The organism is Pseudomonas beijingensis (genome assembly GCF_030687295.1).
GTDB lineage: Bacteria > Pseudomonadota > Gammaproteobacteria > Pseudomonadales > Pseudomonadaceae > Aquipseudomonas > Aquipseudomonas beijingensis.
In genome coordinates this window covers 5,639,992-5,657,534 of record NZ_CP117425.1, presented here as the reverse complement: position 1 = coordinate 5,657,534, position 17,543 = coordinate 5,639,992, and the positions used below count along the sequence as shown (strand labels likewise).

The following is a 17,543-nucleotide window of genomic DNA, read 5'->3' as shown; positions in this document are numbered from 1 at the left end:
GAGCGAGCTTGCTCGCGATGGCGGTGGATCAGCCAACATCGATGTCGACTGACCTGGCGCTATCGCGAGCAAGCTCGCTCCCACAGGTTCGGGTGTTTGCCGCAGACTTCCCTCAGGTCCACCAGTACCGCACCAAGTGGAAGAAGATCGGCGCGGCAAAGCAGACCGAGTCCAGTCGATCGAGCATGCCGCCGTGGCCTTCGATCATGTGGCCCCAATCCTTCACGCCGCGGTCGCGCTTGATCGCCGACATGACGATGCCGCCGGCAAAGCCCAGCAGGTTGATCAGCAAGGCAATGAGGAACGACTGCCAGGGATTGAACGGCGTGATCCACCACAGCGCGCCACCGATCAGCGAGGCCAGGAAAATGCCGCCGACAAAGCCCTCCACGGTTTTCGACGGCGACAGGTTCGGCGCGATCTTGTGTTTGCCGAACAGCTTGCCGCAGACGTACTGCAACACATCCGACAACTGCACCACGATCACCAGGTACGCGATCAACAACAGGTTGCGCCCTTCGAAACCGGCGATGTCCAGCGTCAGCAGGGCGGGCACGAAGGAGATGCAGAACACCGCGATCATCAAGCCCCACTGAACCTTCGAAGCGCGCTCGAGGAAGTGCGTGCTATCGCCGCCCAGGGACGCCAGGATCGGCAGCAGCAGGAACACATACACCGGGATGAAGATCGAAAACAGCCCGTACCAGTCGTAGTAGATCAACAGGTATTGCAGCGGCAGCGCCAGGTAGAACGCCGCCACCAGCGCCGGATAGTCACTGCGCCGGGTCGGGGTCAGGGTGAGGAATTCCCGCAGGGCATAGAACGACACCGCGTAGAACAGCAAGATGACCGCCGCGTTGCCGAGCCAGAACGCCACGCCGATCACCAGTACCATGATCCACCAGGCATTGATCCGCGCGTTGAGGTTATCGATAACCGAGTTCGGCGCGCCTTTGGTGCGCAGCTTGAGAATGAAACCAACCAGCGAAGCCAACACCAGAATGGCGCCGATCCCGCCAAACAACATCAGGGTATATCGATCCATGTCAGACGTGCTCCGGGGCCAGTGCCAGCAGCGCGGCGCGGCTGCGTTCGAGAAATTGCTCTTTGCTTTCACCTTCTTCGATGCACAACGGCGCGCCGAAACTGGTGGTGCATAACAGCGGCAGAGGCAAGACCCGACCTTTGGGCATGACGCGGTTTAGGTTGGCGATCCACACCGGGATCACCTCGACCTCGGGATGAGCCTTCATCAAGTGATAGATCCCGCTCTTGAACGGCAGCAGGCCTTCGTCGGGGTTGCGCGTGCCTTCGGGGAAGATGATCAGCGAGTCGCCGTTCTCCAGGGCTTCGAGCATGGGCTGCAAGGGGTTGTAGGAAGGATCCTTGCGCTCGCGGTCCACCAGCACGCCGTTGAACACCCGGTTGATGATGTAGCGACGCATCGGGCTGGTTTGCCAATAATCGGCCCCCGCCACCGGGCGGGTGAGCTTGCGCAGCGCTGGCGGCAGCGAGGCCCAGAGCAACACGAAGTCACCGTGGCTGCTGTGGTTGGCGAAGTAAATCCTTTGCACCGGCGTCGGCGCGCAACCGAGCCACAGGCTGCGAGCGCCCGTGACCATGCGGGCGGCGGAGGTGATGAGGTTGGCGACCACGGGTTCGAACATGAGGATTCCTTGTCCTGAGAAACATAAGCCTGACTGTGGCGAGGGAACACTTCCTTTGTGGCGAGGGGATAAATCCCCTCGCCACAAAAAACTATCTACAGACCTGACGCCAGCCAGGGACTGGCCAGGATGAAGCCCAGCACCAAGACCACTTGTACAGCCAATAATCGCGACTGCCGCCGCAGCAACAACAACGCGCCATGCCGGCGTTCGGTCCAGAGACGGCCGGCGCGTTCGGCGGGTTGCAGGCCCAGCGAGGTGAGGGCCTGATCCAAGGTATAGGTGCGTTCGGCCAGGGATTGGGTGCTGTCCGCCATGCGCTGGAACAGATCGGCGTCAAACGCCACGCGCAACGCCCAGTACTTTTCCAGCACACCGAGTACCAGTAGCGCCGCACTCAACAGCAGCAACCAAGGATCGATAACCCCCACCAGCCATTGCCCCAACCCCACCAGCGCCGCCAGCAGCGTCAGCCCGGTGGACAACTGGTCCAGCGAATGACCCCGGCGCAACAGGCTCGCCACGGTGTGCAGCTCCATATCAGTGATCATGGACATTCTCCCGGCTTCTGGATAAGGCCTCCAACGCCTGACGGTGCGCCCCGTGCAAAACAATCTGCGGGCGAACTCGCTGGATTTGCACGATCGCCGCATCAACGTTCGCCGCTCGGCCGCTGTGCAACAACCAGGCGACCACCGCCGTGGCGCTGCGCGAATAACCCAGGGCGCAGCAGACCAGCACCGGCCCGTGCTGGCGCAGGCTTTCGATGGCCTCTGCCGCTTTCAGGCATTGCTCGGTGGTCGGCGCCGTCAGGTCGAGCACCGGCAAGGCACGATAGGCGATGCCCGTGCTGTCTATGGACAGCTCCGCGCAGAGGTCGAGCACGCCGGTAAACGCACTGTCCTTCAACTCCATCGGCGTAGGGATTCGCCCCAGCCAGACATTATCCGCCACTTGGTCCGGCTGCGGATGCTTGCGCGTCCACCAGCGGGAATTGATCCACGCCGCCGCCAGGTACGGCGCCAGCAACCAGCGCACCGCCGGGCTCAAGCGACCATCGGCACGCTTCTGGAACCCGTCGGCACCGAACACCAGGTAATTCAGCGCCACCATGAGTACGGCGACCGCCGGCCAGATCAGCCAGAGCCACGCGCCGCCCAAGGCAAACGCCGGAATGAACAGCGCCGCCGCGCCCACGCCATAACGCAAGGCCAAGCGTCGACGGGCAGGATCGGCCGCCAGACGCGCACTCAGCAGCGGACTCGGCCGATCCAACGGCCACAACCAGACACACAACCAACCGGCCAACGCACCCGTGGGCAGGTCGATAAAGTGATGTTGATACGTGGTCAGCACCGACACGCCAATCAACGCGAACCAACCGTGCATCAGCCAACGCCAGAAGCCTTGCAGATGCCGCTGATAACACACCCACAGCACCACCAGCAGCGCGATGTGCAGCGATGGCGCCTGGTTGAACGGCTTGTCGAACCCCGCGAGCACGTCGAACAACCAACCGAACAGCCCATCCATTTCCGGCCGGGGGAAGGTGAAGCGCAGCGGCCAGAGCAGGAAGCAACTGACCGCAATCACCTGGGCCGTGAGCAGGCGCAAGGCATGGCGCTTGAGTTCGTCGCGGCTGGTGGGCAACAGCAAGGACAGGCCGTACAGCAAATCGATCGACCAGTACGGCACGATGGTCCAGGCCATGAACGGCATGTGGCTTTCCCAGGCGAACACCAGCGTGCCGACGTCGTCACGCTGGGAGGTGACCCAGGTGGCAAAACCGTAGGTGCTGAAGAACAGCGGCGCCAACAACAGCAGCCACAGCACTGCCGGTTTCAGCAGTGCGGGTTCGCGGGCCGGAGCGATGACGGCGCTCATTACTGCACTCGCTGCGCCAGCGAAACGCTGAAAATGCCCCATTCATCGACACGCAGGGTGATCTTGCGAAAGCCCGCCGCCTCGACCAATTGGTCCATCTCCGCCTGCGTGCGCCGACGCATCACCCAAGCCTGCCCGGCGCGGTGACTGGTGAGGGCACGGGCGATCAGTTCCAGTTGCGGGTGCCACGGCTGACCGGTGTAGACCAGGAAACCGCCAGGCTCCACGGCTTCGGCCAGGCCCGCGAGGGAGCCGCCGACCAGTTGGTTGTCGGCAAACAGTTCATACAGGCCGGACACCACGGCGAGGGTTGGTTTTGGTTCCAGCGCCGCCAGATCCTGGCGGTCGAAGGCATCACCTTTGACGAAGCGAGCGATATCGCCCAAGCCTTTTTCAACGATCAGCGCACTGCCGTCGCGCACGTTGATGTCGCTGTAGTCGCGCAGCAGGATCGACTCGGGCAACGGGCTGACGCCTTGCAGCGCTTCGAGAATGTAACGGCCATGGCCGGCGGCGATGTCGACGATGCGCACTTCGCGGTCTTGGGCGCGCAACTCGGCCATCGCCAGGCGCAGCAACTCTTCAACGTGCAACTTGCGTTGGCGAATGCCGCGCCAGCCGATGGAGTTCAGGTAGTTCTGGTCGATCATCTTGCCCAGCGCCGAGGTGCCGGTGGGGCGGTTGCGGTAGACGTAATCCAGGGTGCTGCCGGAGTCGAACCCGGTGTCGAAGCCCAGCTTCACCCCGGCCGACAACTTGCTGCCAAAGCGCATGCTGGCGCGGGTCATGCGCCAGTAAAGGTCACGCAACGAGTTGTGGGGCAGCGGCGTGGCCAGGGTTTCGGCTTCGGCGCAGGTCGCGCCCAGGCGATCGGCGTCCAGCAGGGAAGGGCGGTCCAGCGGACGGGCGAAGTTTTGCAGGATGAAGCGACGGGCACTGGCAACGGCTGGCGCACGGTTCTTCTCGCCGAGGGTGTCGTGGAAGAACCCCGGCAGAATGTGTTTTTCCTTGTGCAGGCTGCCCAGGCGTTCGAAGAACTGCTCCTGGGGTTTGCGGTGCACGACAAAGTCCGAGCCGGAGATCAACAACTGCGTCGGCACCTGGATCGCCTGGGCATCGGCCACCACGCGGTCGGCGGCTTCGTACAGGCCCAGCAGTACGTTCACCGAAATGGCCTTGGTGATCAGCGGATCGCTGTCGTAGGACGCCACGCGCTCCGGGTCATGGCTGAGGAATTTCGCCTTGACGTAGCTGTTGACGAAAAAATTGCCACGAAACTTGCGCATCAGCGCCAGGCCCGGACGAGCGAACGGCACGTAGAGCTTGACCTTGAACGCCGGCGACGCCAGCACCAGCGAACGAATGCGTGGCGCGTAGTCGTGGACCCAAGTGGACGCGATCACCGCGCCGACGCTTTGTGCGACCACAGCGATGTTCGCTTCGTCGATCTGATGCACAGCGCCGATGTGATCGCAGAAGGTCTGCACGTCCCGCGCACTGGTGGCGAAGCTCGGGCTGTCGCCCCGTTCGCCCGGCGACTGGCCATGGCCGCGGGCGTCCCAGGCAAAGAAGTCGAATCCGGGCAGGTCCAGTTCATCTACCAGGTGCGCGATGCGCCCGGAGTGCTCATGACCACGATGGAACAACAACACAGCCTGACGGGGTTCACCCGCTGCCGCGTCGACAGCCGGCCAGTGTTGGTAGAACAGTTCCACGCCATCGTGGGTGGTGAATGTCCGGTGTTGGGCTTCGCGCATTGCAAGTTCCTTTATGCTGAGGGAGCGTTTTCCTTCACCTGGCCCAGGCCATGACGGACCCGATTGACCAAGGTATAAACCAGCAGGGCGGCAACCACCGCCATCACACCATTTATCCAGAACGCCCCGAGCCAACCCAGGGCAATGCCGGTCGCCAACACGCCAAACACAAAGGCGCGGTCACTCTTGCCCATCGGCCCGTCGTAGCGCCGCGAAGCCCCCACCATCGGCCCCAGCACGCCTGCGTATTCGCTGAACAACGCCAACAGCGTGACCAACAACACGAGCAGAAGACTGGTATCGGCAAACAAGGCAAAAGGCAGGATCAAGGCAACGTCGGCGATGATATCGCATAGCTCATTGAGGTAGGCACCCAGATGCGATTGTTGACCAAACTCCCGCGCCAGCATGCCGTCCACGGCATTCAAGGCCATGCGCAGGAACATCCAGACCGGGACCAGCACGAAAATCCACGGATGGCTGGCGAACCAGGCAATGACCGCCCCCACCAATACCGAGACGACACCCGCGAGCAGGGTCACCTGGTTGGCGGTGACACCGTTGTTGTAGAGGCGTTGAACCATGGGGCGCAGCAGGTTTTGAAAGGCAGGCTTGAGTTGGTAGATGGAGGGCATCGGGGTGAGATCTCGGCCGGTTGCGGGGCTGGGCTTATACAGATGGAAGATTACGATAGGTTGAGGGGTTGCTGGCGGGTATTTCTTGAGAATGAGTGCGGGTAGGCATCTATTTGCGCATTTATCCGCGCAAGACACCCTGGGACATGTGAAAAAACACTAACCCTGTGGCGAGGGAGCTTGCTCCCTCGCCACTATCCCGACCTCACCAAAATTCCCCTGTGGGAGCGAGCTTGCTCGCGATAGCGGAGTGTCAGTCACCCTCAATGGCAGCTGACCCACCGTCATCGCGAGCAAGCTCGCTCCCACAGGGTTAATCGGTGGCTTAGATGTTCCAACCTCACCCCCAGCCATTAAAAAAACCACCCCTTTGGCACCGATAACATCGTTTCTCGGGCGCGAGGCTTTTCCCTATATTGGCCCTCAGATCCGGTGGATGGCTCAACGTCCACCCCCTCAGTGTGAGTAGCCTCAATGAACAATAAACCTGACAGCACAGGGCTTGATAATGCCGGCGCGGGAACCCGGGCGGTTTGGGGTGGGGAGCAAGTCAGGCACCCCTACAACGCCACGCAAACCCCCATCGTGGCCAGTGCCGCGTATGGTTACGACGACATCGACGTCTGGTACGACGTCGCCTTGGGCAAGGCCCCGGGCTTTATCTACAGCCGCATGAGCAACCCCACCGTCGAGACCCTCGAAGCCAAGATCCGCGAGTTGGAAATGGCCGAGTCCGCCGTGGCCTTCAGCAGTGGCATGGCGGCGATCAGCAGCGTGCTCTACACCTTCCTGGCCCACGGCGATCGGGTGGTGTCGACCAAGGACAGTTACGGCGGCACCAACAAGATCTTCGAAGAATTCCTGCCGCGCACCGGCGTAGCGGTGACCTTGTGCGAGACCTTCGATCACGACGACCTCGAGCGTGAAATCGCCAAGGGCTGCCAGGTGCTGTACCTGGAAACCCCCACCAACCCGACCCTGAAAATCCTCGACATCCCGCGCCTGGTGGCGGCGGCCAAGCGTGTCGGCGCCGTGGTGGTGGCGGATAACACTTTCGCCACGCCGCTGAACCAGAGCCCACTGGCCTTGGGGGTGGACGTGGTGATTCACAGCGCGACCAAGTTCCTCAGCGGCCATGGCGATGTGCTCGGTGGCCTGGTGTGCGGCAGCGAAGCCTTGATGGCCCAGGTGCGGCATTACCGGGAAATCAACGGCGCGAGCCTCGACCCGTTCTCGGCCTACCTGATCATCCGTGGCATGAAGACCCTGGCGCTGCGCATGCGCCAGCAACAACACAGCGCCCGGGCCCTGGCTGAATTCCTTTGCACCGAACCGCTGGTGGAGGCGGTGAATTATCCCGGCTTGGCCAGTCACCCGAACCACGCCGTGGCCTGCGCGCAGATGTCCGGCTTCGGCGCCATCGTCAGTTTTGTCCTGGTCGGCGGCATGGACACGGTCAAGCTGCTCCTGCCACGCCTGCGCTTCGCCCATTGCGCGGGCAATCTCGGTGCGGTGGAAACCATCTACGGCCCGGCCCGCACCACCAGCCATGTCGAGAACACCTTGGAAGAACGCCAGGCCCTGGGCATCTCCGAGGGCTTGGTGCGGGTTTCGGTGGGCATCGAAGACACGGACGATCTACTGGACGATTTGAAACAGGCCTTCGCCTTTGTCAAAAAATCCCTTGATCCGCAACTCAATGAAGTCCTCACCGAAACCGTAAGCTGAAGTGTGAATGTTGCTACTCCGCGACAAGGCTGTCAGCGGGGCGTTCATGAATAGGAATAATAATAAAAGCTCAGTGGCGCTTGTCGTACTTGCGCAGACGTAGACGCGCGCCCTGACATTTCATGAGAAACAACCATGTCCATAACAGAACAACAAACGAATACGCGGACCGGCTTCAAGCAGGAAATGCAGACACGCCATATCGTCATGTTGGCATTAGGCGGCGTCATTGGTACCGGGCTGTTTCTCACGTCCGGCTACACCGTCAACCAAGCCGGCCCCATGGGCGCGGTGATCGCCTACATCATCGGCGCGCTCATGGTCTACATGGTGATGATGTGCCTGGGCGAGCTGGCGGTGCAGATGCCAGAAACCGGCTCTTTCAGCACCTACGCCACGCGTTTTCTCGGGCCCGGCACCGGCTACACCGTGGCCTGGCTGTATTGGCTGACGTGGACGGTGGCCATCGGTTCCGAGTTCACCGCTGCCGGCATCCTCATGACCCGATGGTTTCCCGACACGCCGGTGTGGATCTGGAGCGCGCTGTTCGCCGGCGTGGTGTTCCTCACCAACGTGGTGTCGGTGCGTTTGTTCGCCGAGACCGAGTTCTGGCTGTCGTTGATCAAAGTGCTGACCGTGGTGGTGTTCCTGCTGATCGGCGGTGGCGCGATTCTCGGCCTGTTGAACATCGACCAGGCCCACAGCATCGGCTTGAGCAATTTCACCCGCGAGGGACTGTTTCCTACCGGCTTCATGCCCATTGCGATGACGTTGCTGGCGGTGTCCTTCGCGTTTTCCGGCACTGAACTGATCGGCATCGCCGCCGGCGAAACCAAGGACCCGCAACGCAATGTGCCGCGCGCGATCCGCACCACCGTGCTGCGCCTGGCAGTGTTTTTCGTCGGGACCATTTTTGTCCTGGCGACTTTGTTGCCCCGCGAGCAAGCCGGCCTGGTGGAGAGCCCGTTCGTCACGGTGTTCACCTACATCGGCATTCCGTACTCCGCCGACATCATGAACTTCGTGATCATCACCGCCCTGTTGTCGGCGGCCAACTCGGGGCTGTACGCCGCCTCGCGCATGCTCTGGACCCTCAGCGACCAAGGCCACCTGCCCAAGCAATTCTCGGCCCTGACCCGCATGGGCACGCCGCTCAACGCGATCATCGTCAGCATGGCCGGCGGCGCCGCCTCGTTGCTCAGCAGCGTGTTTGCCGCCGACACCATCTACCTGGCGCTGGTGTCGATTTCCGGCCTGGCCGTGGTGGTGGTGTGGATGAGCATCGCCGCGAGCCAGATCGCTTTCCGTCGTCACTACGTGGCCAACGGCGGCGACATTCGCAACCTCAAGTTCCGCGTTCGCGGTTATCCGTGGGTGCCGCTGGGGGCGCTGGTGTGCTGCAGCCTGGCGTGTGTCGGGATCGCCTTCGATCCGGAACAACGGGTGGCGCTGTACTTCGGCTTGCCCTTCATCGCCTGGTGTTACTTCGTGTATTACATTACCCGTAAAAGCCGCGAGCGACGCTTGTCGGTCGCCCTTGTGGCACAACCGTCCGACGCGTTCTAAGCCGCGTCGACGGGGCGGGCAAACGTGCCCGGTGCGTGGGGGTTAACGAGGTAAGACCATGAAGCAAAAAACGTTGCCCCCGTTGAACTGGCTGCGGGCGTTCGAAGTGTCGGCCCGCTGCCTGAACTTCACCCACGCTGCCGACGAATTGTTTTTGACCCAAGGTGCGGTCAGCCAGCAGATCCGCCAGTTGGAAAGCCACCTGGGGGTGGCGCTGTTCAAGCGCTTGCCCCGCGGCTTGGGCCTGACCGAGGAAGGCCAGGCGTACCTGCCGGTGGTGCAGGACGCGATCACGCGACTGGCGGTGGGCACCAACGAGATCTTTGGCCAGCACAAGCGCCGGCCAATCAAAGTGCGCGGCAGCCTGGCGTTTTTCGTGCACTGGCTGGCGCCGAAACTGGTGGATTTTCGCCAGGCCCATCCGCATGTCGACATCCGCTACACCAGCAATATCTGGGTCAAGGAACTGGACGGCGAAGACGACATGGAGATCCGTTGGGGCCACGGGCAATGGCCGGGCCTGGTGTCCCAGCGCCTGACTTGGGACACCTTGTTCCCGGTGTGCTCGCCGGCCTTGATGGCGACGCTGAAGGTGCCGGCGGACGTGGCCAAGCACCCGTTGCTGCATGTGTTGGGTTACGAAGAGGGCTGGGGTTACTGGCTGAAAATGGTCGGTGCCGACAGCGTCGATTCCTCGACCGGCATGCAATTCGACACGCTGGTCTGCACCTTGCGCATGGCCGAACTGGGGCAGGGCATCGCCCTGGCGCGGTCGTCGATGGTCAGTGACATGCTCGGCGATGGACGCCTGATCGAACCCTTCGCCCAGCGCATCGAAGCCAGCGAATCGTTTTACCTGGTGCGCAGTTCCGGAGCCGAACAGCACCCGGACGCGGCGCGGTTTTCCACCTGGCTGGTGGAGCAGGCACATCGTTTCAAATGAACCGTTTTCAGAAGAATATCCGGAGCTGACCATGCGCTATGTGAGTACCCGAAATTCAACCGTGCAGGTCGACTTCGAACGCGTCGTGCTGTCGGCCATCGCCGAGGACGGCGGGCTGTTCGTTCCCGTCGAACTGCCGCAATTCGAACCCCAGGACATCGCCAACTGGTCCACCTTGGCCTATGACGAACTGGCCTATCGAGTGATGCGTCCATTCGTGGGCGAGGCGATCCCCGAGGCTGACTTCAAACGTGTGCTCAAGGAAGCCGGCAGCCAGTTCAGCCATCGCTCCCTGGCGCCGTTGCATCAGGTGGATCGCAACGAGTGGGTCCTGGAATTGTTCCATGGGCCGACCCGTTCCTCGAAGGATTTTGCCGCGCAATTGCAGGCGCGGCTGGTGCAGTACTTCCTGCGTAAACGCGGGCGTCGCGCCGTGGTGATTGGCGTCACCAACGGCGACACCGGCCTGGCCGCCATCGAGGCCTTCAAGCACTGCGACGAGACCGACGTGGTGGTGATTTATCCCGAGACCGGCGTACCGCAAGACCAGCTTCAAGACCTGCAAGCGACGGCACATCCGCGGGTGCATCAAGTGGCCGTCGATGGCAGTTTCGATGAATGCCAGACCTTGGTCACTCAACTGTTCCGCCAGCACGAGGCGATCAGTTTCAACTCCAGCAACTGGGTCAGTGTCATGGCGCAGTTGGTGTTTTATTTTCACGCTGTTTTGCAGCTGGGCGGCGGCCAGCGGCCCATCGGCTTCAGCGTGCCGGCGGCGAGTTTTGCTGAAGTCTATGCCGGCTACATCGCGCAGAAGATGGGCTTGCCGATCACGCAGATGATTGTTGCGACCAACCAGAATGACGCGTTGCATCAGTTCTTTTTGAAGAACCACTACTCGCGATTGCGCGCCAGCAAGACCCTGTCGCCGGCCATGGATTTGTCGATTTTTTCCAACCTGGAGCGGTTTCTCTGGGAGCTCTACGGCCACGATGATCAAGCGGTCAGCGCGCTGATGCACACCTTCGAAACCCAAGGCGAAATGACCATCGCCAACGAGTTCTGGTTGCAGGCGCGGATGATCATCGACTCGTACGCGGTCAGTGATGAACAGACGCTGGAAGAAATCACCTCGCTGCATCGCGACACCGGTTATGTTATCGATCCACACACCGCCACCGGCGTGCTCGCGGCGCGCTTGTACCGGCGCAGTCTAGTGGCGCCGATGGTGACCTTGGGCGAGATCTCACCGGTCAAATCGGCGGTGCTGCTCGGTGAGCTTGGAATCAACATTACGGCACAACAGCGTTCGACTTCCGAGCATGGCCCGGCGCAGATTCATCGCATCCGGCCGGACGATCTCGGTGCTCTCCATCAACTGCTCGGCGCCCTATAACCGGATGCCCCATGAAGCGAATTCTCGACCCCCTCGACGAACGCATCATCGCCGAACTGCGCCTCAACGCCCGCGCCGCCCACGCCGAACTGGCGGCCAAGGTCAACCTCTCGCGCAACGCCGTGCGCCAACGCATCGAACGCCTCGAACGCGACGGCGCGATCCAGGGTTATACGGTGCGCACCGGGGAGGGTGCGCAAGCGTCGTCGAGCATCAACGCCGTGATCTTCGTCTACCGCTACGACCGCATGCGCGGTGCCGAGGTGTTGCAAGCGTTGCAGGCGATGCCGGAAGTGCTGCAGTGCGATGTGATGAGTGGCGAGTTTGATTTGATGTTGCGGGTCGGCGCGGCGAACCCGGAGCGGGTGCATAAGGTGTGGAAAGAGATCTCCGCGTTGCCCGGGGTGGAGAACACCGTGACGTCGTTTGTGTTGTCGTCGGTGGTCTAGGCACGCTATCCGTCCAAATAGAGACCCCTTGTGGAGAAGGAGCTTGTGTGGCGAGGGAGCTTGCTCCCGCTGGGCTGCGCAGCAGCCCCAACCAGGTTGACCTCAATCAACCTGACCCACCGCGCTGCATGATTTGGGGCCGCTGCGCAGCCCAACAGGAGCAAGCTCCCTCGCCACAAACGCGGCCGGCGGTGTGTCAGCCAAGCAGATGCATGCCTAACACCAATGGCCCAAACACTGAAAATACCTGTGGGAGCGAGCTTGCTCGCGATAGCGGTACACCAGCCACCATCGATGTGCCTGACCTGGCCCCATCGCGAGCAAGCTCGCTCCCACAGGGATCTGTGTCCGATCAGTGAGTCCCAGCATGCTGATGCTGTCCGCAGATGCCGCAGCCACTCCAAACCCGTGGCGAGGGAGCTTGCTCCCGCTGGGCTGCGCAGCAGCCCCAACCAGGTTGACCTCAATCAACCTGACCCACCGCGCTGCATGATTTGGGGCCGCTGCGCAGCCCAACGGGAGCAAGCTCCCTCGCCACAAAAGCGGCCGGCGGTGTGTCAGCCAAGCAGATGCATGCCCTAACACTGAAAAATCCTTGTGGGAGCGAGCTTGCTCGCGATAGCGGTACACCAGCCACCATCGATGTGCCTGACCTGGCCCCATCGCGAGCAAGCTCGCTCCCACAGGGATCTGTGTCCGATCAGTGAGTCCAGCATGCTGATGCTGTCCGCAGATGCCGCAGCCACTCCAAACCCGTGGCGAGGGAGCTTGCTCCCGCTGGGCTGCGCAGCAGCCCTAACCAGGTTGACCTCAATCAACCTGACCCACCGCGCTGCATGATTTGGGGCCGCTGCGCAGCCCAACGGGAGCAAGCTCCCTCGCCACAAAAGCGGCCGGCGGTGTGTCAGCCAAGCAGATGCATGCCCTAACACCAATGGCCCAAACACTGAAAAATACCTGTGGGAGCGAGCTTGCTCGCGATAGCGGTACACCAGCCACCATCGATGTGCCTGACCTGGCCCCATCGCGAGCAAGCTCGCTCCCACAGGGATCTGTGTCCGATCAGTGAGGCCCAGCATGCTGATGCTGTCCGCAGATGCCGCAGCCACTCCAAACCCGTGGCGAGGGAGCTTGCTCCCGCTGGGTTGCGCAGCAGCCCTAACCAGGTTGACCTCAATCAACCTGACCCACCGCGCTGGATGATTCCGGGTCTGCTTCGCAGCCCAGCGGGGATAAATCCCCTCGCCACAAAGCCACCCCCTATCAGCTTTTTTCCACACCTACCGCTTTGCCCGCCCCCTGGTCAAAACGCCCAAAAAATAGAGCAAATTGCCATATTTCACTGCCCAGCCCACCCCCCTAACCTAGATCCCAACAACCTCATCACCCGGATCAAGGACATAACAAAAATGACTGAATACAAACTCGCACTGGTCGGCTTTGGCGGTGTAAACCGGGCATTGGCTCAGCTCATCGCCGAGCGTAACGAAAGCTGGAAAACCGACCTCGGCTTCACCCTGAAAATCGTCGGTGTCACCGACCTGTTCCTCGGTTCGGTGATGGACCGCCACGGCCTCGACGCCGCCTCACTGGCCAAACTGCCCACCACCAAAGGCGCCATGGCCCAACTCCCCGGCGGCACCGTCGACGCCCTCAACGAAGCCGTGATCAAAGACTGCGGCGCCGACATCATCGCCGAAGCCACCTTCACCAACCCGGTGGACGGCGAGCCCGCCACCTCGTTCTGCCGCTGGGCCCTGGAGCGCGGCAAACACGTGGTCACCACCAACAAAGGCCCCATCGCCCTGCACGGCGCCGAACTCAAAGCCCTGGCCCAGCGCAACAACGTCGCCTTCGAATACGAAGGCTCAGTGATGAGCGGCACCCCGGTCATTCGCCTCGCCAAACAATCCCTGGCCGGCAGCTCGATCAGCGGTTTCGAAGGCATCCTCAACGGCACCTCCAACTTCGTCCTGACCTCCATGGAAGGCGGCCTCGGATTCGCCGAAGCCGTCAGCCAGGCCCAAGCCCTGGGCTACGCCGAAGCCGACCCAACGGCAGACGTCGAAGGCCACGACGTGCGCCTGAAAGTGGTGATCCTCGCCAACGAACTGCTCGACGCCAAACTCACGGTCAGCGACGTCACCTGCCGCGGCATCTCCGCCCTCAGCCTCGACGACATCGAAAAAGCCCGACAAAACGGCGCACGCTGGAAACTCATCGGCGCCGCCACCCGCAATTCCGATGGCTCCATCAGTGCCAGCGTCGAACCGCGCCTGCTGAATAACGACCACCCACTGGCCAGCATCAGCGGCGCCACCAACGCCGTATCGTTCACCAGCGAACTGCTCGGCGCCGTCACCGTTTCCGGTCCGGGCGCAGGCCGCATCGAAACCGCCTTCGCGCTGCTATCGGACATCATCCACATCCACCAATCGGCAACCCGCAAACAGGAGCACAACCTGTGAACGTATCGCGCTTGGCCCTGGCGGTCGTCGAACCGCACATCGAAGTCCTCAACCCGTTTGACGGCAGCATCGTCGGCACCGTCGCCGACGTGTGCGCCTCAGAAGTCCCACACCTGCTCGAGACCGGACGCAGCGGCGCTCGCGCCTGCGCCGCACTCCCGCGTCATCGCCGCGCAAGCATCCTCGAGCAAGCGGCACTGAACATCGAACGCGACGCCAAAGCCTTCGCCCGGCTGATCGTCGACGAAGCCGGCAAGACCCTCAAACAGGCGGAAAAAGAAGTCAAACGCTGCATCAACACCCTCAAGCTCTCCGCCGAAGAAGCCAAACGCAACGCCGGCGAAATCGTGCCGTTCGACGCCTACGAAGGCGCCGAATCGCGCCAAGGCTGGTTCACCCGCGAACCCCTGGGCCTGATCGTCGCCATCACCCCCTACAACGACCCGCTGAACCTGGTCGCCCACAAACTCGGCCCGGCCATCGCCGGCGGCAACGCGGTGATCCTCAAACCGTCCGAACTGGCACCGTTGTCGGCCCTAAAACTGGTCTCCTACCTGGTCGCCGCCGGCCTGCCTGAAACCGTGGTCACCGTCGCCACCGGCGGCGCCGAACTGGGCAAAGCCCTGGTCGCCGCCCGCGACGTACGAATGATCTCCTTCACCGGCGGCTTCGTCACCGGCGAACAAATCGCCCGCAGCGCCGGCCTGAAAAAACTCGCCATGGACCTCGGCGGCAACGCCCCGGTCATCGTCATGGCCGACTGCAACCTCGACGCCGCCGTCGACAGCTGCATCTCCGGCGCCTTCTGGGCCGCCGGGCAAAACTGCATCGGCACCCAACGCCTGCTCATCCACGCACCCATCTACGCCGCCTTCCGCGAACGCTTCGTCAACCAGGCCCAAGCCCTGGTGGTCGGCAACCCACTGCTCGCAGGCACCGACATCGGCCCAATGATCACCCAACAAGCCGCGCAACACGCCGAACAGGTGGTCAACGAAGCCCTGCAACAAGGCGCCACCTTACTCTGCGGCCACCGCCGCCAAGGCACCTGCTACGCCGCCACCGTCCTGGAAAACGTCGATCATTCCAGCCGACTCTGGCGCAATGAAGCCTTCGCCCCGGTGGTGGTGTTGCAGCCGTTCGAGACGTTTGATGAAGCTATCGCGTTGGCGAACGAACCTGAATACGCGCTTCACGCCGGGATTTTCACCAACGACCTCAACACCGCGATGAGCGCTGCGCGGCGAATTGAAGCGGGAGGCGTGATGATCAATGACTCGTCGGACTTCCGGTTTGATGCGATGCCGTTCGGTGGTTCCAAATACGGCAGTTTGGGCAGGGAAGGGGTGCGGTTTGCCTATGAGGAAATGACCCAGCCGAAGGTGGTGTGCCTGAATACGTTGGGTTGATGGGTCAGGTCGTTGGCATCGGGCAGGTTGGTCACCTACCCGATTTTTTTCGGCATCCAAAAGAGCCTCGATTCTTGCGCTTCACAAATATTTTTCAGGGGCTGTCGGCCAAATTGTCCAGGCTCATCTAAGCTGAATTTTCCTGGAATATGCGCCAAGTGCCTTCTCACACGAATGCGGCCAACCCGGCTTGCGGCACCGCTCAGCAGCCAGGCGGGAGGAAAGGATGCCGAACTTACTGGTGGTGGTTTGGGAATTCGATACACGCAGATTAAGAATCCCTGTCGAGAACAGTCTTCTCTGCATACAGCTTAGAATCGGGGCTTTGCTGTACATGGCGAGAACTGCCTTCGCCAAACATGTCGATCAACATAAGCTGAATTATTGCCTTGTCGTCGCCCCCGAGTATCTTTTCTCCAAGGAAATGCCTACCTCGTTTATTTCGGAGGAAGAAAAAGAAATCATCCGGGCAACATTGGCAGATATTTCAAACAGAAATCCATGGCTGATATTCGTCCCAGGCACGACGCTTTGGCTCAAGTCAATGCAGCGCCCAGACTCCAGGATGCGGAAAAGGGAAACCCAGCAGTTGAAATCGTGGGGGCAGGCCAGAAATATCAACAAGGCAAAATATGGTGTGGAAATGGATGCGGTCGTGAATGAAATCCCGGGGTGGGACCGCATGAACAAAGGGGTTTATGGCGATTATGCAACGGCTACGAAGGAGCGGATCGCAGAAGGTTCAAAAGCCGGCGACGGAATCGTTAGAAACACAGGTTTCATCATTTGGAATGGAAACGTTTTTTACCAGCATAAACGTTACCCCAATATCGGAAACGATGGGCTGGAAGAGCTGAATGACGCGCAGTTCTGGGAAAACAAGATATTCATGCCGGGCAGCTATCGGGAAACCCCAGCGGTCCATGGGCTGCAGATGGCTTTGGAAATATGCGCAGAACATTTCATTGGCGCGACGGTTTTGCATAAGAACAACGTCCTGGATTTCCATATCCTGGTCTCGGCCAGTATTGCTCTCGATGAAACTCGTGTAGGCGTAAAGCCTGGGGGGTACGTGGTTCATGCGGATTCAGAGGACAGTGCAGTTTACCGGCGCGAAGGCATGAACCTGGTTCAACTCCAAGCCATTGATGAAACCGAAATAGGCTTGTTGGGTGTTGAAGCCGGTCGCGCCAGGAGTTTTATTTGCGCGACTGCCTAGACCGAGCCTGACCCCGCCCGCCGAAAAATCTGCAGTGGATGTGAAAGCCAGAGCCGCGCTTGCCCGGGTATTGAGTGACTGAGCGTTCGCAGTCATCTCCATCAAAACAACTGACCACCGCCACAACAGACATTCCGCACCCCCCACTGTGGGAGCGAGCTCGCTCGCGATAGCGCTATACCAGCCAACATCAAAACCGCTGACTCACCCCCTCGCAAACTGCTCACGACGACCCGCTTCCCTTCATGCCGCCGACGGCGACGAATCTAAACCCCCGTGTGGCTCCCACCTTGCATTGGCCTATGCGCAAAACGCGCTGGCTCAGTTGACCGATCCCTCTATGCACTGCTTCCGCCCGTTGCCCCGTTACGCGCGCTTTTCACTGCGTAACGTTCACTGCACCGAGCGTGCAGCCAACGTCG

At 61.3% G+C, this 17,543-nt stretch carries 14 protein-coding genes; 8 read left to right on the top strand and 6 right to left on the bottom strand.

Going from position 1 to position 17,543, the window contains the following annotated elements:
• Positions 1–112 precede the first annotated feature (112 nt).
• From PSH84_RS25120 to PSH84_RS25095, 6 genes are all read right to left on the bottom strand, one after another.
• Positions 113–1,045: a phosphatidate cytidylyltransferase gene (locus PSH84_RS25120; protein ID WP_122566195.1), complete on the bottom strand. Its 933-nt coding sequence runs from the start codon at positions 1,043–1,045 to the stop codon at positions 113–115.
• Position 1,046: 1 nt separating this feature from the next.
• A complete protein-coding gene (locus tag PSH84_RS25115) occupies positions 1,047–1,667 on the bottom strand; it encodes a lysophospholipid acyltransferase family protein (RefSeq protein WP_122566196.1) in 621 nt (206 codons plus the stop codon).
• A 95-nt stretch (positions 1,668–1,762) separates the two neighbouring features.
• Positions 1,763–2,218 carry a hypothetical protein gene (locus tag PSH84_RS25110; RefSeq protein WP_122566197.1) on the bottom strand — a complete coding sequence of 152 codons (456 nt, stop codon included), beginning with the start codon at positions 2,216–2,218 and terminating at the stop codon, positions 1,763–1,765.
• Positions 2,208–3,551: a phosphatase PAP2/dual specificity phosphatase family protein gene (locus PSH84_RS25105; RefSeq protein WP_305481958.1), complete on the bottom strand. Its 1,344-nt coding sequence runs from the start codon at positions 3,549–3,551 to the stop codon at positions 2,208–2,210. The genes PSH84_RS25110 and PSH84_RS25105 overlap by 11 nt, the downstream gene beginning before the upstream one ends.
• Positions 3,551–5,308: a bifunctional alpha/beta hydrolase/class I SAM-dependent methyltransferase gene (locus PSH84_RS25100; RefSeq protein ID WP_305468632.1), complete on the bottom strand. Its 1,758-nt coding sequence runs from the start codon at positions 5,306–5,308 to the stop codon at positions 3,551–3,553. Before PSH84_RS25100 ends, PSH84_RS25105 begins: the two co-directional genes overlap by 1 nt.
• 11 nt (positions 5,309–5,319) lie before the next feature.
• On the bottom strand, positions 5,320–5,943 hold the full coding sequence (locus PSH84_RS25095) for a CDP-alcohol phosphatidyltransferase family protein (protein ID WP_122566200.1): 624 nt from the start codon (positions 5,941–5,943) through the stop codon (positions 5,320–5,322).
• A gap of 474 nt (positions 5,944–6,417) precedes the next feature.
• Here PSH84_RS25095 and PSH84_RS25090 point away from each other — a divergent pair, with 474 nt between their 5' ends.
• The 8 genes from PSH84_RS25090 to PSH84_RS25055 all read left to right on the top strand — a co-directional run bounded on the left by PSH84_RS25090 (position 6,418) and on the right by PSH84_RS25055 (position 17,121).
• A complete protein-coding gene (locus tag PSH84_RS25090) occupies positions 6,418–7,671 on the top strand; it encodes a cystathionine gamma-synthase family protein (protein ID WP_305468631.1) in 1,254 nt (417 codons plus the stop codon).
• 135 nt (positions 7,672–7,806) lie between these two features.
• Positions 7,807–9,237: an amino acid permease gene (locus PSH84_RS25085; RefSeq protein ID WP_305468630.1), complete on the top strand. Its 1,431-nt coding sequence runs from the start codon at positions 7,807–7,809 to the stop codon at positions 9,235–9,237.
• Positions 9,238–9,295: 58 nt separating this feature from the next.
• Entirely contained in the window at positions 9,296–10,180 is an 885-nt protein-coding gene (locus tag PSH84_RS25080) for a LysR substrate-binding domain-containing protein (protein WP_305481957.1), read from the top strand.
• A 31-nt stretch (positions 10,181–10,211) separates the two neighbouring features.
• Positions 10,212–11,576, top strand: a complete 1,365-nt coding sequence (gene thrC, locus PSH84_RS25075; RefSeq protein WP_305468628.1) for a threonine synthase — start codon at positions 10,212–10,214, stop codon at positions 11,574–11,576.
• A gap of 11 nt (positions 11,577–11,587) precedes the next feature.
• A complete protein-coding gene (locus PSH84_RS25070; protein WP_305468627.1) occupies positions 11,588–12,025 on the top strand; it encodes an Lrp/AsnC family transcriptional regulator in 438 nt (145 codons plus the stop codon).
• A 1,409-nt stretch (positions 12,026–13,434) separates the two neighbouring features.
• Positions 13,435–14,493: a homoserine dehydrogenase gene (locus tag PSH84_RS25065; protein WP_122565011.1), complete on the top strand. Its 1,059-nt coding sequence runs from the start codon at positions 13,435–13,437 to the stop codon at positions 14,491–14,493.
• Positions 14,490–15,902, top strand: a complete 1,413-nt coding sequence (locus PSH84_RS25060; RefSeq protein WP_305468626.1) for an aldehyde dehydrogenase family protein — start codon at positions 14,490–14,492, stop codon at positions 15,900–15,902. Before PSH84_RS25065 ends, PSH84_RS25060 begins: the two co-directional genes overlap by 4 nt.
• A 226-nt stretch (positions 15,903–16,128) precedes the next feature.
• Positions 16,129–17,121, top strand: coding sequence for a hypothetical protein (locus PSH84_RS25055; protein WP_305468625.1), 993 nt, complete (start codon positions 16,129–16,131; stop codon positions 17,119–17,121).
• The last annotated feature ends 422 nt before the right edge of the window (positions 17,122–17,543 follow it).